Annotated in this window: 21 protein-coding genes and 1 pseudogene; 12 read left to right on the forward strand and 10 right to left on the reverse strand. The window is 70.6% G+C overall.

Annotation, left to right across the window (positions count from 1 at the left end; all coding sequences use genetic code 11):
- Positions 1-25: 25 nt before the first annotated feature.
- On the forward strand, positions 26-1,243 hold the full coding sequence (locus tag AC067M_RS07040; protein ID WP_478695936.1) for a nucleotide sugar dehydrogenase: 1,218 nt from the start codon (positions 26-28) through the stop codon (positions 1,241-1,243).
- A 651-nt stretch (positions 1,244-1,894) separates the two neighbouring features.
- Here AC067M_RS07040 and AC067M_RS07045 read toward each other — a convergent pair.
- The 4 genes from AC067M_RS07045 to AC067M_RS07060 all read right to left on the reverse strand — a co-directional run bounded on the left by AC067M_RS07045 (position 1,895) and on the right by AC067M_RS07060 (position 6,368).
- The gene (locus AC067M_RS07045) at positions 1,895-3,019 is read right to left on the reverse strand and encodes a GuaB3 family IMP dehydrogenase-related protein (protein ID WP_478695937.1); all 1,125 of its coding nucleotides are present in this window, start codon (positions 3,017-3,019) and stop codon (positions 1,895-1,897) included.
- 115 nt (positions 3,020-3,134) lie between these two features.
- Complete coding sequence (gene guaB / locus AC067M_RS07050) at positions 3,135-4,637, reverse strand: IMP dehydrogenase (RefSeq protein WP_478695938.1); 1,503 nt, start codon at positions 4,635-4,637, stop codon at positions 3,135-3,137.
- A gap of 176 nt (positions 4,638-4,813) precedes the next feature.
- Entirely contained in the window at positions 4,814-5,401 is a 588-nt protein-coding gene (locus AC067M_RS07055) for a sigma-70 family RNA polymerase sigma factor (RefSeq protein ID WP_393621090.1), read from the reverse strand.
- A 355-nt stretch (positions 5,402-5,756) separates the two neighbouring features.
- Entirely contained in the window at positions 5,757-6,368 is a 612-nt protein-coding gene (locus tag AC067M_RS07060; RefSeq protein WP_003948568.1) for a response regulator transcription factor, read from the reverse strand.
- Between the two features lie 381 nt (positions 6,369-6,749).
- Here AC067M_RS07060 and AC067M_RS07065 point away from each other — a divergent pair, with 381 nt between their 5' ends.
- Positions 6,750-7,079: a WhiB family transcriptional regulator gene (locus AC067M_RS07065; protein ID WP_478695939.1), complete on the forward strand. Its 330-nt coding sequence runs from the start codon at positions 6,750-6,752 to the stop codon at positions 7,077-7,079.
- 202 nt (positions 7,080-7,281) lie between these two features.
- Here AC067M_RS07065 and AC067M_RS07070 read toward each other — a convergent pair whose 3' ends face one another.
- On the reverse strand, positions 7,282-8,205 hold the full coding sequence (locus AC067M_RS07070; protein ID WP_478695940.1) for a LysR family transcriptional regulator: 924 nt from the start codon (positions 8,203-8,205) through the stop codon (positions 7,282-7,284).
- An 81-nt stretch (positions 8,206-8,286) separates the two neighbouring features.
- Between AC067M_RS07070 and AC067M_RS07075 the strand changes: the two genes are divergently transcribed.
- The 4 genes and pseudogenes from AC067M_RS07075 to AC067M_RS07090 form a co-directional block, all read left to right on the forward strand.
- Positions 8,287-8,955: an MOSC domain-containing protein gene (locus AC067M_RS07075; protein WP_478695941.1), complete on the forward strand. Its 669-nt coding sequence runs from the start codon at positions 8,287-8,289 to the stop codon at positions 8,953-8,955.
- Positions 8,956-9,269: 314 nt separating this feature from the next.
- A complete protein-coding gene (locus AC067M_RS07080; RefSeq protein WP_478695942.1) occupies positions 9,270-10,043 on the forward strand; it encodes an SDR family NAD(P)-dependent oxidoreductase in 774 nt (257 codons plus the stop codon).
- Positions 10,044-10,128: 85 nt separating this feature from the next.
- Positions 10,129-10,836, forward strand: a complete 708-nt coding sequence (locus AC067M_RS07085) for an ester cyclase (RefSeq protein ID WP_478695943.1) — start codon at positions 10,129-10,131, stop codon at positions 10,834-10,836.
- 250 nt (positions 10,837-11,086) lie between these two features.
- Positions 11,087-11,435, forward strand: a pseudogene (locus AC067M_RS07090) (transposase); the annotation flags it as partial.
- A 9-nt stretch (positions 11,436-11,444) separates the two neighbouring features.
- Here AC067M_RS07090 and AC067M_RS07095 read toward each other — a convergent pair.
- Complete coding sequence (locus AC067M_RS07095; RefSeq protein ID WP_478695944.1) at positions 11,445-12,242, reverse strand: maleylpyruvate isomerase N-terminal domain-containing protein; 798 nt, start codon at positions 12,240-12,242, stop codon at positions 11,445-11,447.
- 348 nt (positions 12,243-12,590) lie between these two features.
- Between AC067M_RS07095 and AC067M_RS07100 the strand changes: the two genes are divergently transcribed.
- The 4 genes from AC067M_RS07100 to AC067M_RS07115 are packed head-to-tail and all read left to right on the forward strand — an operon-like array spanning position 12,591 to position 15,235.
- On the forward strand, positions 12,591-13,106 hold the full coding sequence (locus AC067M_RS07100; protein ID WP_478695945.1) for an SAV_915 family protein: 516 nt from the start codon (positions 12,591-12,593) through the stop codon (positions 13,104-13,106).
- Positions 13,106-13,408, forward strand: a complete 303-nt coding sequence (locus AC067M_RS07105) for a DUF6317 family protein (RefSeq protein ID WP_478695946.1) — start codon at positions 13,106-13,108, stop codon at positions 13,406-13,408. The genes AC067M_RS07100 and AC067M_RS07105 overlap by 1 nt, the downstream gene beginning before the upstream one ends.
- Positions 13,408-14,703, forward strand: coding sequence for a WXG100 family type VII secretion target (locus AC067M_RS07110; protein WP_478695947.1), 1,296 nt, complete (start codon positions 13,408-13,410; stop codon positions 14,701-14,703). The genes AC067M_RS07105 and AC067M_RS07110 overlap by 1 nt, the downstream gene beginning before the upstream one ends.
- Positions 14,681-15,235 carry a hypothetical protein gene (locus AC067M_RS07115; protein WP_478695948.1) on the forward strand — a complete coding sequence of 185 codons (555 nt, stop codon included), beginning with the start codon at positions 14,681-14,683 and terminating at the stop codon, positions 15,233-15,235. Before AC067M_RS07110 ends, AC067M_RS07115 begins: the two co-directional genes overlap by 23 nt.
- Positions 15,236-15,498: 263 nt before the next feature.
- Here the strand turns inward: AC067M_RS07115 and groL are convergent, their stop codons facing one another.
- Positions 15,499-17,124 carry a chaperonin GroEL gene (groL, locus tag AC067M_RS07120; protein ID WP_478695949.1) on the reverse strand — a complete coding sequence of 542 codons (1,626 nt, stop codon included), beginning with the start codon at positions 17,122-17,124 and terminating at the stop codon, positions 15,499-15,501.
- Positions 17,125-17,251: 127 nt separating this feature from the next.
- Complete coding sequence (gene groES / locus AC067M_RS07125; protein ID WP_003998759.1) at positions 17,252-17,560, reverse strand: co-chaperone GroES; 309 nt, start codon at positions 17,558-17,560, stop codon at positions 17,252-17,254.
- A 272-nt stretch (positions 17,561-17,832) separates the two neighbouring features.
- Here groES and AC067M_RS07130 point away from each other — a divergent pair, with 272 nt between their 5' ends.
- Entirely contained in the window at positions 17,833-18,096 is a 264-nt protein-coding gene (locus tag AC067M_RS07130; RefSeq protein ID WP_478695950.1) for a hypothetical protein, read from the forward strand.
- Between the two features lie 12 nt (positions 18,097-18,108).
- On the opposite strand, the gene AC067M_RS07135 is transcribed toward AC067M_RS07130, so the two are convergent.
- A complete protein-coding gene (locus tag AC067M_RS07135) occupies positions 18,109-18,936 on the reverse strand; it encodes a polysaccharide deacetylase family protein (RefSeq protein WP_478695951.1) in 828 nt (275 codons plus the stop codon).
- Complete coding sequence (locus tag AC067M_RS07140; protein ID WP_478695952.1) at positions 18,933-19,871, reverse strand: polysaccharide deacetylase family protein; 939 nt, start codon at positions 19,869-19,871, stop codon at positions 18,933-18,935. Before AC067M_RS07140 ends, AC067M_RS07135 begins: the two co-directional genes overlap by 4 nt.
- Positions 19,872-19,961: 90 nt before the next feature.
- On the opposite strand from AC067M_RS07140, the gene AC067M_RS07145 reads away from it, so the two are divergent.
- Positions 19,962-21,146, forward strand: a complete 1,185-nt coding sequence (locus AC067M_RS07145; RefSeq protein WP_478695953.1) for a class I SAM-dependent methyltransferase — start codon at positions 19,962-19,964, stop codon at positions 21,144-21,146.
- Positions 21,147-21,179: the final 33 nt, after the last annotated feature.

Here is a 21,179-nt window from a genome sequence, read left to right on the forward strand (position 1 = left end):
GCTATCGGGAAGGACGGCCCACGCCATGCCCGCAGATCTCGCCGTCATCGGACTCGGCCCGTTCGGTCTGCCGCTGGCGCAGGCCGCGGTCGCCGTCGGCATCTCCACGCTCGGTTACCGGACCGGGCCGGAGGCCGGCTCCCTCAGCCCCGCAGAACTGCGCCGGATGCTCTCGGGGGGCTTCCGGCCCGCCACCGACCCCGCCGAGCTCGGCCGGGTGCGCACCGCGGTCATCTGTGCGCCGACCCCGCGCCGCGCGGACGGCGGGCCGGACCTGAGTCAGGTGGAGGCGGCCGCCCGCACCCTGGCCGCACACCTGCGCCCGCACACCACGGTGATCCTGGAATCGCCCGTGTACCCCGGGACGACGGAGGAATTCCTGCGTCCGCTTCTCGAGGAGGGCTCGGGGCTGCACGCGGGCCGCGACTTCCACCTCGCCCACTCCCCCAGCCGCGTCGACCCCGGCAACCGGGACGTCACCCCGGCCGGCACCCCCAAGGTCATCGGCGGTCTCACCCCCGCCTGCACCGAGTCCGCCGCCACCTTCTACGGCCGGCTCACCGACAAGGTGGTACGCGCGCGTGGACTGCGGGAAGCGGAGACCGTGCAGCTGCTGGAGACCAACTACCGGCACGTCAACATCGCCCTGGTCAACGAAATGGCCGTCCTGTGCCACGACTTGGGCGTCGACCTGTGGGACGTCATCCGCTGCGCCGAGACCAAGCCGTACGGCTTCCAGGCCTTCCGCCCCGGCCCCGGCGTCGGCGGCCACTCCGCCCCGCAGGACCTGGCGGGCCTGGACGGCCGCCCCGTCCACCCCCTGCGGATGGTGGAGCTGGCCCAGCAGGTCAACAGCCGGATGCCCCGGTACGTCGTCCAGCGCGCCGCCGCGCTGCTCAACGAGCACGGCAAGTCGGCCAGGGGCGCGCGCGTGCTGCTGCTCGGCGTCACCTACAAGCCCGACCTGGCCGACCAGCAGGCGACTCCCGCGCGGGAGATCGCGATCCGTCTGATGGACCTCGGCGCGGCCGTCAGCTACCACGACCCGCACGTCCCGTCCTGGAACGTCCTCGACCGCCCGGTCCCCCGCGCGGACTCCCTCTACGAGGCCGCCGCCGACGCCGACCTGACGATCCTGCTCCAGAACCACCGCACGTACGACCTCCAGGGCCTCTCGGTGAAGGCACAGTTGCTGCTGGACACGCGGGGGGCCACGCCTACGGGGGCGGCGCATCGGTTGTGAAGGGGGGCGCGTGGGGTTGCCGACCGCTGCGGTTAGTGGCATGCGGTTCTCTGCGCCAGTACGGTGGAAACAGGCGGAGCCCACCGCAGCGGGTACTGCGGCAGGCTCCAGGATGGATCACGGAGTGTCCGCCCCTATGTTCCTTAGGGGCGGTCGCTCACTATCCTTGCAACAAGGCGGAGCCCACCGCAGGGGGTACTGCGGCAGGCTCCAGGATGGATCACGGAGTGTCCGCCCCTAGCTTTTGTAGGGGCGGCCGCTCACCATCCGAAGATCCGCAAGATCCACCTCCTCCGGCACTTCACCAGCCAAAGCCGGATCCGATCCCAGCGAGTGGGCTTGCGGTGGCGTCCCATGGGCGCCCCCTTCCACGACACCACCCATTGACCCGGTAGGCGGTCCGTCGGAAATCGGGCCGGGCCCCGAAGGCGGGGGCCCGGAACAAGTCCTTGGAAGGGGGCGCTCCAGAAACCTGGGGCGCCACGCGCACGTTATCGCTCTCGACCCTGCTGACCAGCGCAGATCGACGTCGAAGGCAACCGTGCGCCCCCAGCCCGCCCCACACGCCCCCGCGCCCGCCCGGCCACGCAAAAGGGGCCGGTCACCTCACCCGAGTGAGATGACCGGCCCCTTCCGAGGTCCTCGTACCGCCTACCGCTTGTGCTGCGAGTCCGCGACCGTGACCTCCACGCGCTGGAACTCCTTCAGCTCGCTGTAGCCGGTGGTGGCCATGGCGCGGCGGAGGGCGCCGAAGAGGTTCATGGAGCCGTCCGGGGTGTGGGACGGGCCCGCCAGGACCTCCTCGATGGTCCCGACCGTGCCGAGGTCGACCTTCTTGCCGCGGGGCAGCTCCTCGTTGACGGCCTCCATGCCCCAGTGGTTGCCCTTGCCGGGCGCGTCCGTGGCGCGGGCCAGCGGGGAGCCCATCATGACCGCGTCGGCGCCACAGGCGATCGCCTTGGGCAGGTCGCCGGACCAGCCGACACCACCGTCCGCGATCACGTGCACGTACCGGCCGCCGGACTCGTCCATGTAGTCGCGGCGGGCGGCGGCCACGTCCGCGACCGCCGTGGCCATCGGGACCTGGATGCCCAGCACATTGCGCGTGGTGTGCGCCGCGCCGCCGCCGAAGCCGACCAGGACGCCGGCCGCGCCGGTGCGCATCAGGTGCAGGGCGGCGGTGTAGGTGGCGCAGCCGCCGACGATCACCGGGACGTCCAGCTCGTAGATGAACTGCTTCAGGTTCAGCGGCTCGTGCGAGCCGGAGACGTGCTCCGCCGACACCGTCGTACCGCGGATGACGAAGATGTCCACGCCCGCGTCGACGACCGCCTTGGAGAACTGGGCGGTGCGCTGCGGGGAGAGCGCGGCGGCCGTGACCACGCCGGAGTCGCGCACCTCCTTGATGCGCGCGCCGATCAGCTCCTCCTTGATGGGGGCGGAGTAGATCTCCTGGAGGCGGCGGGTCGCGGTCTCCGCGTCCAGGCCGACGATCTCGTCGAGCAGCGGCTGCGGGTCCTCGTACCGCGTCCACAGGCCCTCGAGGTTCAGCACGCCGAGGCCGCCGAGCTCGCCGATACGGATCGCGGTGGCCGGAGAGACGACCGAGTCCATGGGAGCGGCCAGGAACGGCAGCTCGAAGCGGTAGGCGTCGATCTGCCAGGCGATCGAGACCTCCTTCGGGTCCCGCGTACGACGGCTGGGGACGACGGCGATGTCGTCGAAGGCGTACGCCCGGCGGCCGCGCTTGCCGCGCCCGATCTCGATCTCAGTCACGTCTGTGGCCTTTCCTGATGCGTTTCAGCGTCTTCCAGTATCGCCGACGGGTACGACGAGGGCGGCCCCGGAGTCTCCGTGGCCGCCCTCGGGATGTCTCACGCGCGCGTGCGGGTCACTTGCTGCTGTAGTTCGGCGCCTCGACCGTCATCTGGATGTCGTGCGGGTGGCTCTCCTTGAGGCCCGCGGAGGTGATCCGGACGAAGCGGCCCTTGGTCTCCATCTCGTCGATGGAGGCCGCGCCCACATAGCCCATCGTCTGGCGCAGACCGCCGACGAGCTGGTGCAGGACGTTGGCCAGCGGACCGCGGTAGGGCACCTGGCCCTCGATGCCCTCGGGCACGAGCTTGTCGTCGGCCGCCACCTCCGCCTGGAAGTAGCGGTCCTTGGAGTACGACTTCGCCTGACCGCGGGACTGCATCGCACCGAGCGAACCCATGCCGCGGTACGACTTGAACTGCTTGCCGTTGATGAACTGCAGCTCGCCCGGCGATTCCTCGCAGCCCGCGAGGAGGCTGCCCAGCATCACCGTGTCGGCGCCGGCGGCGAGGGCCTTGCCGATGTCGCCGGAGTACTGCAGACCGCCGTCGCCGATCAGCGGGATACCGGCCGGGCGGGCGGCAAGGGACGCCTCGTAGATGGCGGTGACCTGCGGGACGCCGATGCCGGCGACCACGCGGGTGGTGCAGATCGAGCCGGGGCCCACGCCCACCTTGATGCCGTCGACACCGGCGTCGATCAGCGCCTGGGCGCCGTCACGCGTGGCGACGTTGCCGCCGATCACGTCGACGCGCACGCTCGACTTGATCTTCGCCATCCAGCTGAGGGCGTTGCTGTTGTGGCCGTGCGAGGTGTCGACGACCAGGAAGTCCACGCCGGCCTCGGCAAGCGCCTGGGCGCGCTCCAGGGCCTCGGGGCTGGCGCCCACGGCCGCACCGACGAGGAGCCGGCCCTCGGCGTCCTTCGCCGCGTGGGGGTACTGCTCGGCCTTGACGAAGTCCTTGACGGTGATGAGGCCCTTGAGGACGCCCGCGTCGTCGACCAGGGGAAGCTTCTCGATCTTGTGGCGGCGCAGCAGCTCCATGGCGTCGGCACCGGAGATGCCGACCTTGCCGGTGACCAGCGGCATCGGGGTCATGACCTCGCGCACCTGCCGCGTACGGTCGGTCTCGAAGGCCATGTCGCGGTTGGTGACGATGCCGAGCAGCTTCTTGTTGCCGTCGGTGACCGGGACGCCGCTGATGCGGAACTTGGCGCACAGGGCGTCGGCCTCGGCCAGCGTCGCGTCGGGGTGCACCGTGATCGGGTCGGTGACCATGCCGGACTCGGAGCGCTTCACGAGGTCGACCTGGTTGACCTGGTCCTCGATGGAGAGGTTGCGGTGCAGCACGCCGACGCCGCCCTGGCGGGCCATCGCGATCGCCATGCGGGACTCGGTCACCTTGTCCATCGCCGCGGAGAGCAGCGGGATGTTGACTCGGACGTTGCGGGAGATGCGGGACGAGGTGTCGACCGCGCCCGGGAGCACTTCGGATGCACCCGGCAGCAGCAGCACGTCGTCGTAGGTCAGCCCGAGTGTCGCGAATTTACCGGGTACTCCGTCGACGTTGGCAGTCATGACACCTTCCCCAAATGGCCTTGATCGGTGCGGATGTCCATGCTAACGGGAAGCGCGGCTCTCGAATTCCACGGTTCCGGATGGCTCCGGGCTTCGTATGTTCGTACGGAATGTCGTACGGAATGAGGTGGACGCCTGTTCATCCGGGCGCCAGCACGGCAGTACTGCCGCTGTTGCTACTGCTCGGCGAGCGCGCGCAGGCGGCTGAGCGCCCTGTGCTGTGCCACCCGTACCGCGCCGGGTGACATTCCCAACATCTGGCCGGTCTCCTCCGCCGTGAGGCCCACCGCGATCCTCAGCAGGAGCAGTTCGCGCTGGTTCTCGGGGAGGTTGGCCAGCAGTTTCTTCGCCCACTCCGCGTCGCTGCTGAGCAGGGCTCGCTCCTCCGGGCCGAGGGAGTCATCCGGCCGCTCCGGCATCTCGTCGGAGGGGACGGCAGTCGAACCCGGGTGGCGCATGGCCGCGCGCTGCAGGTCGGCGACCTTGTGGGCGGCGATGGCGAAGACGAAGGCCTCGAAGGGACGGCCGGTGTCCCGGTAGCGCGGCAGCGCGAGGAGGACCGCCACGCAGACCTCCTGGGCCAGGTCCTCCACGAAGTGGCGGGCGTCGCCCGGCAGGCGGGACAGGCGGGTGCGGCAGTAGCGCAGGGCGAGGGGGTGGACGTGGGCGAGCAGGTCGTGCGTGGCCTGCTCGTCACCGTCGACGGCGCGGTGGACGAGCGCACCGATCGCCCCATGGGCAGTGACCGCCTCGTCCTCGCGCATCGGACCATGGTGCCTTGCGGCCACGGGGTCCGCGGCACCGCCTTCGTGGTTGTGCACCGAAGCGTTATGAGCAGGTGCGCCGGAACTCATCCCCTGCGCCCTCCCCTTCCGCTCGACCGACTTGTCCGCGAGGAACTCCACACCCTCAAGGATGCGGCATCCGCGGCGAAACGAGCAGCGGGCACCCGGCGAGCCCGGTCGTCACCCCCGCCCACCTGCGGTGAGCGGGGATTTCCCGGGCCTCCGTACCCCCGCTGCGACACACTCTGCACGGCCTGGGGCTCCGGCTGGTCCCGCCGCACCAGCGGGCCCCATCTGCCGTCGCCTTCCTCCGGCCCGGTCGGCCGGAGTGGCTTCAGCGGACCAGACCCCACCGGAAGCCGAGCGCCACCGCGTGGGCCCGGTCCGAGGCGCCCAGCTTCTTGAACAGCCGCCGCGCGTGGGTCTTGACGGTGTCCTCGGAGAGGAACAGCTCGCGGCCGATCTCGGCGTTGGAGCGGCCGTGGCTCATGCCCTCCAGCACCTGGATCTCACGCGCGGTGAGCGTGGGGGCTGCGCCCATCTCGGCCGAGCGCAGCCGACGCGGGGCGAGCCGCCAGGTCGGGTCGGCGAGGGCCTGGGTCACCGTGGCGCGCAGTTCCGCGCGGGAGGCGTCCTTGTGCAGGTAGCCGCGGGCTCCGGCGGCGACGGCGAGGGCCACGCCGTCCAGGTCCTCGGCGACGGTGAGCATGATGATGCGCGCACCGGGGTCGGCGGACAGCAGCCGCCGGACGGTCTCGACGCCGCCCAGGCCGGGCATGCGTACGTCCATCAGAATCAGGTCCGAGCGGTCGGCGCCCCAGCGGCGGAGGACTTCCTCGCCGTTGGCCGCTGTCGTCACGCGCTCGACGCCGGGCACGGTCGCGACCGCGCGGCGGAGCGCCTCTCGGGCAAGCGGGGAGTCGTCGCAGACGAGGACGGAAGTCATGGCCGCCCTCCGCAGCTGATGCGCGTCACCTTGTGCCTCCAGGCTGGTACGAAATCGTCACCTGTGCGGTCGACCGCCTCGGACGCTTGCCCGAGCGTTTGTGTTCTCAACCGCCTCCGCACTCTCAACGACGGTCACTCGAAAGAGTTACGGGGCCACATGCCGTCTTCGGCACTCTACGTGAGGGCGCCAACACGGTGCAGATATGAGCGACAGACCCACAACGTTTCATCACAACCTATGCCCCGTTCAGACCCTTTTCTTCCCATTTCTTGGTGTCTGAGGCTAGATTCGCAATGAGTCATATTTTCATCTCCTTAGATCGTAGATGTACGGTCGTGAGCACCGTATCCGTTCAGAACGGCTGCAAGGGGTCACGCAATGGCAGATTTCTCCCGCCTTCCCGGACCGAACGCGGACCTGTGGGACTGGCAGCTGCTGGCTGCCTGTCGCGGGGTGGACAGCTCGCTCTTCTTCCATCCGGAGGGCGAGCGCGGAGCGGCTCGGAGCGCTCGCGAGAACTCGGCCAAAGAGGTCTGCATGAGGTGCCCGGTCCGCGCCCAGTGCGCGGCACACGCGCTGGCGGTGAGAGAGCCGTACGGCGTGTGGGGCGGGTTGACCGAGGACGAGCGCGAGGAGCTGATGGGGCGGGCGCGCAACCGGCTGGTGTCGGCATCGCCGACCGGCGGGGACACCGCCTCGAACACCTGAAGGAACGTTTCTGCAGAGACGGGGCACGGACAGGGCTACAGACCACAGACAGGGCTACAGACCCAGAGCACCCACGGGGCACGCACGGGGCCGGGGGTACGCAGGGGCCGGGGGTACGCACGGGGGTACGCGCAAAATCACGCGCAGAAACGCAGGGCACGGACACGCTTGCCGCACAACGCAGGGCACGCGCGCGTGCCCTTTATTGCTGCTGCCCCTCGGGCCCTCGCGGCCTCTCCGCCGCCCGCGCCAGCTGCTCCAGAGTCGCCACCACCGCTGGCACCTGCGCCAGATCGGGCAGCGTCAGCGCCACGATCTCCCGCCGCACCGCCGGTTCCAGCGTCACCGTGCGTGCACCCCTGGGTCGTACGGACTCGACGGCGAGCTGGGGCAGGACGGCGACACCCAGTTCGGCGCCCACGAGTCCCACGACGGCCGGGTAGTCGTCGGTGGCGAAGTCGATGCGGGGCGTGAAGCCCGCGCCCTCGCACACCTCCACCAGTTGCCCGCGGCAGCGGGGGCAGCCCGCGATCCACGGTTCCGCGGCGAGTTCGCCGATGGCGACGGACTCCGCACGCGCGAGCCTGTGCCGTTCGGGGACCAGGGCGACGAGCCGGTCCGTCAGCAGCGGCCGTACGACCAGGTCGTCCCACTCCTCCGCGCCCGCCGCACCCTCGTAGCGGAAGGCGAGCGCGAGGTCGCAGTCACCCTGGCGCAGCATCTCGACGGAGGCCGGCGGTTCGGCCTCCTCCAGGGAGACGCGGGTGCCGGGGTGGGCGGCGCGCAGGGCGGCGAGGGCGGTCGGGACCAGCGTGGAGCTGCCGCTGGGGAAGGAGACCAGCCGGACCCGGCCGGCGCGCAGGCCCGCGATGGCCGCGACCTCCTCCTCGGCCGCGGTGAGGCCGGCGAGGATGCCGGTCGCGTGCCGCACCAGCGCCTCGCCCGCCTGTGTCAGGCGCATCTCGCGGCCACTGCGGATCAGCAAGGGCGTGCCGACGGATGTCTCCAGGGCCTTCATCTGCTGGCTGACGGCGGGCTGGGTGCAGCCGAGCTCGCGCCCGGCCGCCGAGAAGGAGCCGGTGGTGGCTACGGCGCGCAGCACACGCAGATGACGGGCCTCGATCACCCTTCGAGCATAAGTGAACCTTGGGTACGACGCCGAATAATGCGTCGCCGCTTGGGGCCCCGGTCCCCTACCGTGCGGGCCATGAAGCTTCTTTCCTTGAACCTGGGCCGACCGAGGTCCGTGCCGTACACGGACCAGGCGGCGGGCCTGACCGGCATCGACAAGCAGCCGGTGCAGGGGCCGGTGCGGGTGGCGGCGCCCGGGCCCAAGGGGGTCGGGGCGAGCGGACTGGCCGGGGACACGGTGTGCGACACACGCCATCACGGCGGCGACGACCAGGCCGTCTACGCCGTGGCCCGCGAGGACCTCGACGACTGGGAACACGAACTGGGGCGCCCGCTGGCCAGTGGCTCGTTCGGCGAGAACCTCACCACACAGGGCCTCGACGTCTCCGGCGCGCGGATCGGTGAGCGGTGGCGCATAGGGCCGGAGGTGGTGCTGGAGGTCACCTGCGGGCGGATCCCCTGCCTGACCTTCCAGGGCCATCTGGGTGAGCAGCGGTGGGTGAAGCGGTTCACCGCCAAGGGCGCGCCCGGTGCGTATCTGCGGGTGGTGCGGCCGGGTGAGATCCGCGCGGGCGACCCGATCGAGGTCGTGCACCGCCCCGACCACGACGTGACGGTCGCCCTGCAGTTCCGGGCGGTGACGCTGGAGCGGAAGCTGCTGCCGCGGCTGCTCGCGGCGGGCGAGGCGTTGCATCCGGAGTCGCTGGCGGAGGCGCGGAAATACGTGGAGAAGTACGGGGTCTGATGTACGGGCACCGGGTGCCGGTGCGCGGGGGCGGACGCTTGGCGTGCCGATGCCGGGCGGGGGGACGGGACGCCTCACGTGGCCGCGCCGGATGCAGGGACTGGACGCCTCACACAGCCGCGCCGGATGCAGGGACGGGACGCCTCACACAGCCGCGCCGGATGCAGGGGCGGGGGGCGCCTGGCCTGCCGCCACGAGACACCGCACATGGCGCCTGACGTGCCGTCATCCGGTGTCGGGCGGGGCGGGGGCCATCCCGCGCCCGACCAGGCGCCGGAGCGGATTCGCGCGGTCCGGGTAACTACGCTTGGGCCATGACAACGGCTCTTATTACGGGATCGACCGCGGGCATCGGCGCCGCGTTCGCGCGGCGGCTGGCGGCGGACGGGCACGACCTGGTCCTGGTCGCACGGGACACCAAGCGGCTGCGGGAGCAGGCGACCGAGCTGCATGACCGGCACGGCATCGAGGCGGAGGTGCTGACCGCCGACCTGGCGACGGACAAGGGCATCGAGGCGGTGGCCGACCGGCTCGCCGACCGCAGGAACCCCGTCGACCTGCTGATCAACAACGCCGGCTTCGGCAACAAGGGCCGCTACCTCGAGGTGTCGATGGCCGACGAGCTGAAGATGCTCAAGGTGCACTGCGAGGCGGTGCTGCGGCTGACGTCGGCGGCGACGGAGGCGATGCGGGAGCGGGGGCGCGGCGGGGTGGTGAACGTGGCCTCGGTCGCCGCGTTCGTGCCCCGGGGTACGTACGGGGCGTCAAAGGCGTGGGTCGTGCAGTTCACGCAGGGTGCCGCGAAGGACCTGGCGGGCAGCGGGGTGCGGCTGATGGCGCTGTGCCCGGGGTTCGTACGGACGGAGTTCCACCAGCGGGCCGGGATGGGGACGGACAACATCCCGGGCTGGATGTGGCTGGACGCGGACAAGCTCGTGGCGGCGGCGCTGAACGATCTGGCGCGGGGGAAGTCGCTGTCCATCCCGGATCCGCGGTACAAGGCGCTGATGGGCCTGGTGAAGGTGACCCCGCGCTCGCTGCTGGGCGGGATCAGCTCGAAGACGGGGCGCAAGTACGGGCCGCAGTGAGCGGTCGGCCGTAACGGGTGAGGCCGACGCTCCGGTGGGAAGATGGGCGTGACGGAACCGGACCAGGGGGGCCGGAGGCGGTGCCATGACGTTCGTACAGCTCATCGACTGCAGGACCAGCCGGTTCGACGAGATGGACCGGCTGATGGACACATGGGTCGAGCAGACCAAGGGGAAGCGGACAGCGACGCACGCGGTGGTCGGCAAGGACCGCTCGGACGCGTCGCACTTCATCGAGATCGTGGAGTTCCCGTCGTACGAGGAGGCGATGCGGAACTCGAACCTTCCGGAGACCGACAAGATCTTCCGGGATCTGGTGGCCCTGTGTGACGAGATGCCGACCTTCACCGATCTGGACGTGGTGCGGGACGAGCAGCTGGACGCGGCCACCGCCCGGCGGTTCTTCGACACGATCGCGATCCACGGGAACCTGCCGCCGCTCGACGGCCTGATCGCGGAGAGCTACCACGACCACGATCCGGCGAACGAGCAGGACACCATGGGGATGGACGCGATGCGAAGAGAGGTCGAGATGTGGCGCAGCGGCTTCGACTTCGCCTTCTCCGTGGAGGACCAGATCGCCCACGACGACCGCGTGTGCAGCCGTTGGACCTGGCGCGGCACCCACAAGGGCGAGTTCATGGGGCTCCCGGCCACCGGAAGGCAGGTCAGCATGACCGGCGCGACCATCCACCGGTTCGGTGACGACGGAAAGATCGCCGAGGCGTGGTGGCAGTACGACCGCCTGGGGCTGATGGCGCAGCTGGGGGCGCTGGACGCGCTGGAGAGGTAGGGGACGGACCCGGAACCTGGGTCCCAAGGTCGCCCGCGAGGGGAGAAGCCCCTGTTCCGGTTACGGGACGGGGGCTTCTTCGTGTGCTGCTTGCCGCAGTGAGCGCCGGACTGCCTCGCGGTTGCCCGGCCGCCCCCAGCACGGCCGTACCGGCGTCCGCGACCTCGACGCGGTCGCCGCCGCTGCCAGAGCCGTAGCTGCTCTTGAACCAGCTCAGTTCGCCGGCGGCAGGCTCGGGGCTGCTTGCCTCGGGGATCACGTCGGCCCCTCACCTGTCCACCGCGCCCGACCCGGCTCCGAACACCACCTGATCGTCGACAGCCACGGAACCCCGCTCGCCGTCACACTCACCGGCGGGAACCGACACGACGTCACCCAGCTGCTGCCGTTGCTGGACGCGGTTCCCTCCATGCGGGGCCTGCGGGGACGGCCTCGCCACAAGCCCGGCGTCGTACGCCGACCGGGGCTACGACCTCGACAAGTACCGCCGCCTGCTGTGGCTCCGCGGCATCAAACCGATGATCGCCCGACGCGTCGTCGCCCACGGCTCCGGACTGGGCAAGGTCCGCTGGGTGGTCGAGCGCGCCCTCGCCTGGCTACGCCACGTCCTACTCGTCCGGGTCCCAGGCCATGAGCTGGTCGAAGAGACGCCGGTCGCCGTCGACCTTCAGGGAGTCCACCGGAATACGGCCGTGCAGGGCCAGGACCAGCTCACCGGCCGTACCCCGGAGGGAGGCATCGCTCGCGTCCAGGTCCTCGGCGGCAGCGGTGGCGGGCGTTGTGCCGGGTTCGGGGAGGCGGGCGGTCCGTGCGCCGTCGGCGGAGAGCAGGAGACGCCAGGAGCGGCCCTCGGTGGCGTGGTAGTCGACGGCGGCAGGCCCATGCGGCCAGGCGCTCGTCGTTGCGCAGCAGGTGGACAGGAACTCGTCGACACCGTCGAGTGCCACCTCGTCCGGCAGCGGCTGCGGGGCACCCACGGTGATCTGGGCGTCGTAGGTGTGCACCGCGATCTGTTGGAGCTGGTGCCGAGCTACGGCACCGGAGGTCTGCGGCGACTGCGACGTCTCCCACCACGTCCAGCAACCGCGATCCGGGCCGGCCTTCCGCAGTGCGTCCAGCAGTTGCTCCGTGGACTCCGCCAACCAGGCCAGCAGCGCCTCGCGCTCCCGAGGCGCAGCCGGGGCGCCCTCCGCTGCGGACTTGGCCGGAGCAGGCCCTGCGGCGACGGTGGCGGCCCAGGAGCGGCGCCCCTCACCGATGTGCTGCGCCAGATCGAACAGCGTCCACTCGGGGCAGGTCGGCACCTGCACGTCGAGGCTGGGCGCGGAGGCGACCGCGGCGCGGAAGGCAGCCGCCCGTTCGTCGATCAGCCGCAGCAGATCGGGGAACTCCAGAGTGTTTTTCACTCCGGGTGTCTATCACCACGCTCCGGCAACCGGACAGCGATTTTCGCAGCCGACGCGGCAGGCGCGCGGACGCGCGCGGCCTCGGATGACGCGGTGTCCTCTCATTCTGAAACGATCAGTCGGGCCTCGAAGATCGCCCGGCTGGCGCGCCTGGCCGCGAACGCCTGGACCACGCCGCTGCCGGCTCATCAACCAGTCAAGGGCTGATCAGCGCGCCGCCAAAACATCGCATGAGTTCCGTGTGAGCCCCGGTCGGTAACCCGACATAAGCGGACTTGAACCAGCGCCCGCTGGCTACCGTGGCAGGCCTCAACCGGCGCGGAGGACAACGGGGAAGAGGTGACGGCGGTGGGAACGCCGATACGCTCACGCCTGTTCGACTACGTCGACCTGCAGGCGGCGGCACATCCGGATCCGGTCGCTCCCCCGGAACCGGCCCCCGAGCCGCGGCGTTCGCGTCTGCTGGACTTCGTCGACGAGGCACCGCCCGCGCGACTGGACGCCGACTACCTGACGGGCCCGCAACCGGGGGTTCCCGCCTACCACACGCCGGTGTTCGTACCGGCACACCCCAGGTCACTCGCGACGGTGGGCGCGGGAGGCCGTCCGGCCCGCGTGCCGTACATCGTCTACGAGCTCTTCGAGCACCCGGCGAACGGAACCGTGGCCTTCGCCTTCACCACCACGGAACGGCTGGTGGAAGCGCTCGGCGAGTCGCAGCCATGGGTCGCCACGTCCATCGGTCCTTTCGCCGAAGGCATGCACGAGCAGGGCGTCACCGTCCTCCTGGACCCACGGGTGGCACCCGGACACCACAACTGGCAGCCGGCCGACCTGGCCGCCTACGCGCGGGAGGTGCGCTGATGTCGGCCGATTTCAAGGCGATCTACGACGACCTCACCATGATGGCGAAGACGTTCCACGACCAGGCCACCGACTGGCGAAAGCTGCACGCCGACGTGGCACCGCCCGTGGCCGGCGGGGGCGACAGCGGGCTGGACCACGCGATCAAGGAGGTCGCCGACCTCATCGTCGGCCTGCACATCGGCCTGGCGGACACGTTGGACGACCACGGGGACAAGGTGGGATACGCGCGGGACTCCTTCCACCGGCACGACATCGACGTGCACGGCCTGTTCGACGACCTGAAGCTGGAGGACGGCTGATGAGCGACAGCTGGGTCGGCGGCGACATCGGCGGGCTGCGCACGATGTCCGACACGTTCAAGAACGCCAAGGACAAGTTGGACGGCGTCGCGAAGCCGCTCACCAACGCCGTCGACCGACTGGCCGACGACACGAGCGGGAGCTGGAAGGGCGACGCGGCCACGACCTTCCGCGCGCAGTGGACTGCCGACGCGATCACCGTCGGGGCGTTCGCCACGTTCGTGCACTCCGTGGGCACCGTCCTCGGCGACCTTGCCGACGCCCTCACCACCTGCGAGACCGCCCTCCAGAACGCGGAACACGTCGCCACGCGCAAGGGCCTGCCGATGGCCGGAAAGGGCGTCGTCGCACCGATCGTCACCTCCGACGCCAAGGTGGCCGCGGCCCTGAAGGAGTACGAGACGGTCCGCACCGAGGTCCTGCACACCGCGCAGCACGCGCGGCTGGTGGCGGGGGACAAGTTGCGCGGGCTGTACGCGCAGGTGACGTCGGAGGACGGCGGGGACGACGCGGTGTCCCCGGGGGACAAGGTCACCATCGCCGACTATCTGCGCGGTCTCTACGCGTACGACGCCGAGGACGCCCGGGCGGGCGGCGCCAAGGCCCGTACCCGGATCGACGCGGCCAAGGCCGAGGCGCGGGCCGCCAAGAAGGAACTCCGCGCGGAGCGCAGGGTGTTCCAGCAACAGGGCCGCGCCATGCCTGACGATCTCCCGGCCAAGAGTGCCTACCGCGACGCGGTGACCAAGGTCGACTCCCTGGAAGACGCGATCGCGGGCGCCGACAACGGCAGCACCAAGCTCCCCTACGACCGTGCCCTCAACGTCAAACTGGCCGATGCGGCTGAGGCACTGCGCATGGGTGAAGGCCTGGAGAAGGTGCCGGACTTCCTCAAGGAGATCCCGGTCCTGGACGTCGCCGCCGCCGGTGCCTGCGGGCTGCTGGAGGCGAAGGGCGACCATGACCAGGGGTGGTCCTGGCAGCACTCGATCGCCGTCGACGGCGGTGCCAACCTCGCCGGGCTGGCCGCCGGTACGGCCATCACAGCGGGCGTGGTGGCCCTCGCGCCCGTCGAGGTGCCCGCCGCCGTGGTAGCCGGTGTCGGCGGCGTCATCGTGATCGGTGCGACCGGCCTCATCGACCACGGCTTCCACGAACACTGGAGCGAGGACATCCACGACCACGGGGTGGTCGGCGGTGTCCTGCACGGCTCTGGGCATGTCGCCTCGGAGACCTGGGACGACGGCAAACGACTGGCGAAGGACTGCTGGAGTGGCATCAAAAGCATCTTCTGAAGACTCCCGCTCCCGCTCCCGCTCCGGTTACGGGCCCCCCGCCCAGATCCCGGCGCTGAAGGGTCTCGGTACCAGCTGGTACGAGCGCGGCCCACGCTACTGGTTGCGCCGTGTCCTCACAGCCGTCGTCTTCCTCGCCGTGATGGCCTTGTGCTGCTTCATGGCGCTCGCGTTCTATGACGGATTCCGCAGTGTGCTGCCTCCGGCCGTGCGCACCGTGTGGGACTGGGCGCAGGTGGCCGCGTCCTGCCTGGCCGTGGTGTGGGGGTGGCTGGTGCAGCGCCGATCCCACGACAGACAACTTCTGGACCCGCCCACCCCGGCGGAGTTCAGCAGCGCCAAGCGCGACGAGGTCAGACGCAGCACGGGGCTCGCCATGCTCGGCCGCGGCCTCCTCGTGCTCGCCGCGCCCGTCCTTCCGGCGCTCGCCGCCTTCGGCGTCGGCTGGACCGTCGCCACGCTCACTGTCCGCGAATACCCGAGCGAAGTCGGCGCCCGCCGCTGGCTGGAGAGGCACCCGTCCGGAGGTTGAGCGGGCGGCTCGCGGCGAACACCGTTGCCTGCGTTCGCTGAGCGGTCGACAGGCGCCGGGGAAACCGTCGTACGACTTCACGCGCACCGCGTCAGTCGTCGGCCACACCCGGATCAGTCCGGCCGTTGAGCCTTTCCGCATTCCCGCTGGGAGCCGCTGGTCATCGGCTTCGGGGCGGCGCGGTGGGTGAGCTCGTCATGGCAACGCGAAGGCCCGGCACCCCCGAGGGGCGCCGGGCCTCACCTACGCTGTGTCGGCGTGGGTCAGTGCGAGTGGCCGTGGCCGTGGCCGGCAGCGGCCGGCTCTTCCTCTTCCTTCTTCTCGACGACCAGGGTCTCGGTCGTGAGGAGGAGGGAGGCGATGGAGGCGGCGTTCTCCAGGGCGGAGCGGGTGACCTTCACCGGGTCGATGACGCCGGCCTTCACGAGGTCGCCGTACTCACCCGTCGCGGCGTTGTAGCCGTTGCCCTTCTCGAGCTCGGCCACCTTGGAGACGATGACGTAGCCCTCGAGGCCGGCGTTCTCGGCGATCCAGCGCAGCGGCTCGACGGCGGCCTTGCGGACGACCGCGACACCGGTGGCCTCGTCGCCGGTCTTGTCGAGGTTGCCCTCGAGGACCTTGACGGCGTGGACCAGCGCGGAGCCACCACCGGAGACGATGCCCTCCTCGACCGCGGCGCGAGTCGCGGAGATGGCGTCCTCCAGACGGTGCTTCTTCTCCTTCAGCTCCACCTCGGTGGCGGCGCCGACCTTGATCACGCACACGCCGCCGGCCAGCTTCGCGAGGCGCTCCTGGAGCTTCTCGCGGTCCCAGTCGGAGTCGGTGTTCTCGATCTCGGCCTTGATCTGGTTGACGCGACCCTCGACGTCCGCCTTGTTGCCGGCGCCGTCGACGATCGTGGTGTCGTCCTTGGTGACGGTGATGCGGCGGGCGGAGCCGAGCACGTCCAGGCCGGCCTGGTCGAGCTTGAGGCCGACCTCCTCGGAGATGACCGTGGCGCCGGTGAGCACTGCCATGTCCTGCAGCATCGCCTTGCGACGGTCACCGAAGCCGGGCGCCTTGACGGCGACGGCGTTGAAGGTGCCGCGGATCTTGTTCACGACCAGCGTCGACAGGGCCTCGCCCTCGACGTCCTCGGCGATGATCAGCAGCGGCTTGGAGGCACCCGCCTGGATGACCTTCTCGAGCAGCGGCAGCAGGTCCTGGATCGAGGAGATCTTGCCCTGGTTGATGAGGATGTAGGGGTCCTCCAGGACGGCCTCCATGCGCTCCTGGTCCGTCACGAAGTACGGCGACAGGTAGCCCTTGTCGAAGGCCATGCCCTCGGTGAAGTCCAGCTCAAGACCGAAGGTGTTGGACTCCTCGACGGTGATGACACCGTCCTTGCCGACCTTGTCCATCGCCTCGGCGATGAGCTCGCCGACCTGCTGGTCCTGGGCGGACAGCGCGGCCACGGCGGCGATGTCGGACTTCTCGTCGATCGGGCGGGCCGAGGCGAGCAGGTCCTCGGACACGGCCTTGACCGCCGCGTCGATGCCCTTCTTCAGCAGAGCCGGGGAGGCACCCGCGGCGACGTTCTTCAGGCCCTCGCGGACGAGCGCCTGGGCCAGCACGGTGGCGGTGGTGGTGCCGTCACCCGCGATGTCGTTGGTCTTGGTCGCCACCTCCTTCACCAGCTGCGCACCGAGGTTCTCGTACGGGTCGTCGAGCTCGACCTCGCGGGCGATGGTGACGCCGTCGTTGGTGATGGTGGGGGCGCCGAACTTCTTGTCGATGACGACGTTGCGGCCCTTGGGGCCGATCGTCACCTTGACCGTGTCGGCAAGCTTGTTGACGCCGCGCTCGAGGGCGCGACGGGCGTCCTCGTCGAACTTCAGGATCTTCGCCATGGGAGCGTAGCCCTCTCGGAAAAATGGGAACGAAAACGAACTGCGCCCCGGGCGCCCGGCTGATTAATGGTCGCGGGGGCCAGGGGCGCAGATCAAAGCAATGTGCTTCGGTATGAAGCCGGGTGAACTACTTCTCGATGATCGCGAGCACGTCGCGAGCCGAGAGGACGAGGTACTCCTCGCCGTTGTACTTCACCTCGGTGCCGCCGTACTTGCTGTACAGCACGATGTCGCCGGTCTTGACGTCGAGCGGAAGGCGCTCGCCGTTCTCGAAGCGGCCCGGGCCCACGGCCAGGACGACGCCCTCCTGGGGCTTCTCCTTGGCGGTGTCCGGAATGACCAGGCCAGAGGCCGTGGTCTGCTCGGCGTCCAGCGGCTGGACCACGATGCGGTCCTCGAGCGGCTTGATGGCAACCTTGGAGCTGGTGGTCGTCACGATCCGACCTCCCCCTTCGGAGATCTCACGGGGTTAACTGTCTGAGGTGGCGACCAGGTCGATCCGTCGTCGCGGGTGCCGGACCTGCCCGTCGCGTTGTTGGCACTCTCCAGGGGGGAGTGCCAGAGCTGAGACTATGACCGCGATTAGCACTCGGTCAAGCGGAGTGCCAATCCCCGCGGGGCGCGGCGCGCTTTCCGGTTGACCCGAGCGTCCGGTGGCCTGTGTCGGTGCGGCGGTCACGGGCGGGCCGATTTTCGTACCGTTCCCCCATGACGTCTGGATCTTCGCCGGCCGACGGCTGCGTCCTCGCCGTCCTGATGGTCGCGGAAGTCGCCTTCGGGTACGTCTTCGCGCTGCTCTTCGCGATGGCGGGGCATCCGACGGGGATGCTGGCATGGCTGGGCGTGATGGGGCTGGTGGCTCTCGGAAGTGCCACCCTCCTGTTCCGGCGCGGGTACCCCGGCGCCGGGGCCGGGCAGGTGGTGGCGGCTGGGCTCTTCCTGGCCCTCGCGGTGCTGGTGCAGGCCGGCTGAAGTCGCCCGGCGCTACAGGTAGTCCTCCAGCCGTCCCACCGTCAGTCCCCTCCCCTGGATCTCCCGCAGCAACCGGGTCGTCCGTTCCCGCAGGGTCGGGCCGGTCGCGTCGCCGGAGGCCACCGAGACGATGTCGCCGGGGCGCAACCGGCGCTCGCCGTCGGCGAAGACGGGCTCACCGTTCTCCGTCGAGACCCGCCACAGCACGACCGCCGCGATGCCGCAGTCGGCGGCCGCGCGCAGGGTGGTCGTGTCGTACGTGCCGTAGGGCGGGCGGAAGAGGCGGGGGCGCAGGCCGAAGCGGGACCTGAGTTTGTCCTGCTGGCCGCAGATCTCGGCGCGTTGCCCGGCGTAGGGGAGGCCGCGCAGGGAGGGGTGGTCGAGCGTGTGGTTCTGGATGGTGGCGCCGACGGAGCGCAGGCGCGCGAAGTGGCCGTAGCCCGGGCCGACGACACTGTCCGTGAGGAACATGCTGACCGGAAGCCGCAGTTCGCGGACCATGTCGACGAACCGGGGGTCCCGTTCGGAGCCGTCGTCGTAGGTCAGGAACACGACCTTGTCGCGGGTCGGTACGTGGTCGACGACGGGTGGGAGGCCGCCGCGCCCCGCGTCAGCGCCACCGGCGACGGCCCGTGCCGGTGGCTCGGGGGCGGGGGGCAGCGGAGCCACCAGGCCCCAGCGGGCGTACGGGCGCTCTCCGGCCGGGTCGTGCGGCCGTACGCGCTGGGCCGCCTTCTTGCCCAGCCTCTCGATCGGGTCGACGGACTGGGCGCAGCCGGTGAGGAGTACGGCGGCCGCCAGCACCCCCGCCCCAAGCCCCCGCAGCCGTGGCCCCCTCACAGGTAGTCCTCGAGCCGGGCCACCGCGTACCCCTGCGCCGTGACCTTGTTCAGGAACCGGCGGATCATGTCGGGCATCGTGCCCTTCCAGTCGCGCCGGCCGCGGAAGTGGCTGAGGACGATGTCGCCGGGATGGAGGCCGCTGTCCCACTCGCGGTACTCCCAGTGGTCGACGAAGACCTCCTCGTCCCACAGGGGCGCGTACTTGATGCCGCAGGTCTTCGCCGCGCGCAGGGTGGCCTGGTCGTAGTTGCCGAAGGGCGGGCGGAAGAGGGTCGGGCGCTTGCCGTAGCGCTTCTCGATCACGTCCTGCATGCCGCAGATCTCGCGCTTCTGGCGGGCGTAGGACAGCCCGGGCAGGTAGGGGTGGTGCAGGGTGTGGTTGCTCAGGGTCACTCCCCCGGCCTGCATCCTCGCGAAGTAGCCGTAGTCCTCCTTCACCAGGTAGTCGCTGAGGAAGGCGGTGTACGGCACCTTCAGCTCGCTCATCATGCGCAGGAACGCCGGGTCCTTCTCGGCGCCGTCGTCGATGGTGAGGAAGACGACCTTCTGCTTTGTGGGGACCGTGGTGAAGACGGGCGGCAGGTCCAGTTCCTCGTGGTCGTCGACTTCGAAGCCCTCGCGGGTGGTGATCCTCGGCTTCTTCGCGGGCGGCGGCGGGGGAGTGAGCGGGACCCGCCGCAGTCCCCAGCGCCTGGCCGCGGCGACGCGGGCCTTGTACGCGGCGCGCAGTTCGGTGGCGTAGGCGTCGAGGGCGCGGGCGGCGGGGGCCTGGAGGCGCTGCTGTTGGCCCGGGGCCGGGTGGGTGTCGGTGCCGTCGGCGGGGGCATGGCCGCAGCCCGAGAGGACGGTCGCGGCGGTGACGGCGGCGAGGACACCACGGCTCACCCCGCGCCGACACGCCAGATTTTTATCGTTTTGTACGACCACTCGCATGGTGCCGGATCCTCGCAGCCCCCGCTCCGGAACCCTCCCCGACACCGCGGGCGCGGGCACGCCATCCACCGACTGGCCCACAATGACCCGGTGAACGACCCTCTCCTCGCCTTCGCCGCCCTGCTCGCCCCAGAGGGCCGCGCCCTCCTCGACGAGGTGCGCGGCACCGACCCCGCCCAGGAACTGGCCGTCGCCACCCGGCTGCGCCGCGAGCACCCCGCCGAGCTGGTGTCGGCGGCGCTCGGTCAGGCGCGGCTGCGGCAGCGGGCGGCGGCGAAGTTCGGGGCCGAGGACGCGGAACGCATGTTCTTCACGCCGAACGGGGTCGAGCAGTCGACGCGGACGAGTGTCGCCACGTACCGGGCGGACTGTTTCCGTGCGACGGGGGTTCGGTCCGTCGCCGACCTGTGCTGCGGGATCGGCGGGGACGCGATCGCGCTGGCCCGGGCCGGGATCCAGGTGCTCGCCGTGGACCGGGATCCACTGACGGCGGCCGTGGCGCGCGCCAACGCGGAGGCGCTGGGGCTGGGGGACCTGATCGAGGTGCGGGAGGCCGATGTCACGGAGGTGGACACGGAGGGCTACGACGCCGTGTTCGTGGACCCTGCGCGGCGCGGCGGACGCGGGCGGATCTTCGACCCGGAGGCGTACGCGCCGCCGCTGTCCTGGGCGGTCGAGGCCGCCCGCAGGGCACCCCGGGCCGCCCTGAAGATCGCTCCCGGCATTCCGCACGAGATGATCCCGCCCGACGCCGAGGCCGAGTGGATCTCGGACCGGGGCGACGTCAAGGAGGCCGTGCTGTGGTTCGGCGCCGCGGTACCCGGCGCGCGGCGGGCGATGCTGCTGCCCTCGCTCGCGGCCGTGCGGGCCACACCCGACACGATGCTGCCCGACCCCGAGGTCCGGCCCGTCGGACGGTACCTGTACGAGCCCGACGGCGCCGTCATCCGCGCCCACCTGGTCGCCGAGGTGGCCGAGGAGGTGGCGGGCGGGCTGGTCGACGCGACGATCGCCTATGTCACGTCCGACGAGCTGCGGGCGACCCCGTACGCCACCGCCTACGAGATCACCGACCGACTCCCCTTCAACGTCAAGAAGCTGAAGGCCCTGCTCCGGGAGCGGCAGGTCGGCGTCCTCACCGTGAAGAAGCGGGGGTCGGCGGTCGAGCCCGAAGAGCTCCGGCGCAAGGTGAAGCCCCAGGGGCCCAACTCGGCGACGGTGTTCCTGACCCGGGTGGCGGGGGCGCCGACGATGCTGATCGGCCGACCCGCCTAGGGTCTTTCGTTTGGATCAGGCCGGATCAGGGAG

This window comes from Streptomyces sp. NPDC043427, assembly GCF_056436655.1.

Excerpts from the sequence above, each read along its gene's own strand:
- AC067M_RS07075 (WP_478695941.1), top strand. The coding sequence starts at position 8,287 with ATGAAGCTTCTTTCCTTGAACCTGGGCCGACCGAGGTCCGTGCCGTAC.
- AC067M_RS07065 (WP_478695939.1), top strand. The coding sequence starts at position 6,750 with ATGGCAGATTTCTCCCGCCTTCCCGGACCGAACGCGGACCTGTGGGAC.
- AC067M_RS07130 (WP_478695950.1), top strand. The coding sequence starts at position 17,833 with ATGACGTCTGGATCTTCGCCGGCCGACGGCTGCGTCCTCGCCGTCCTG.
- guaB (WP_478695938.1), bottom strand. The coding sequence starts at position 4,637 with ATGACTGCCAACGTCGACGGAGTACCCGGTAAATTCGCGACACTCGGG.
- AC067M_RS07060 (WP_003948568.1), bottom strand. The coding sequence starts at position 6,368 with ATGACTTCCGTCCTCGTCTGCGACGACTCCCCGCTTGCCCGAGAGGCG.
- AC067M_RS07055 (WP_393621090.1), bottom strand. The coding sequence starts at position 5,401 with ATGCGCGAGGACGAGGCGGTCACTGCCCATGGGGCGATCGGTGCGCTC.
- AC067M_RS07140 (WP_478695952.1), bottom strand. The coding sequence starts at position 19,871 with ATGCGAGTGGTCGTACAAAACGATAAAAATCTGGCGTGTCGGCGCGGG.
- groL (WP_478695949.1), bottom strand. The coding sequence starts at position 17,124 with ATGGCGAAGATCCTGAAGTTCGACGAGGACGCCCGTCGCGCCCTCGAG.
- AC067M_RS07085 (WP_478695943.1), top strand. The coding sequence starts at position 10,129 with ATGACGTTCGTACAGCTCATCGACTGCAGGACCAGCCGGTTCGACGAG.
- AC067M_RS07040 (WP_478695936.1), top strand. The coding sequence starts at position 26 with ATGCCCGCAGATCTCGCCGTCATCGGACTCGGCCCGTTCGGTCTGCCG.
- AC067M_RS07105 (WP_478695946.1), top strand. The coding sequence starts at position 13,106 with ATGTCGGCCGATTTCAAGGCGATCTACGACGACCTCACCATGATGGCG.
- AC067M_RS07110 (WP_478695947.1), top strand. The coding sequence starts at position 13,408 with ATGAGCGACAGCTGGGTCGGCGGCGACATCGGCGGGCTGCGCACGATG.
- AC067M_RS07080 (WP_478695942.1), top strand. The coding sequence starts at position 9,270 with ATGACAACGGCTCTTATTACGGGATCGACCGCGGGCATCGGCGCCGCG.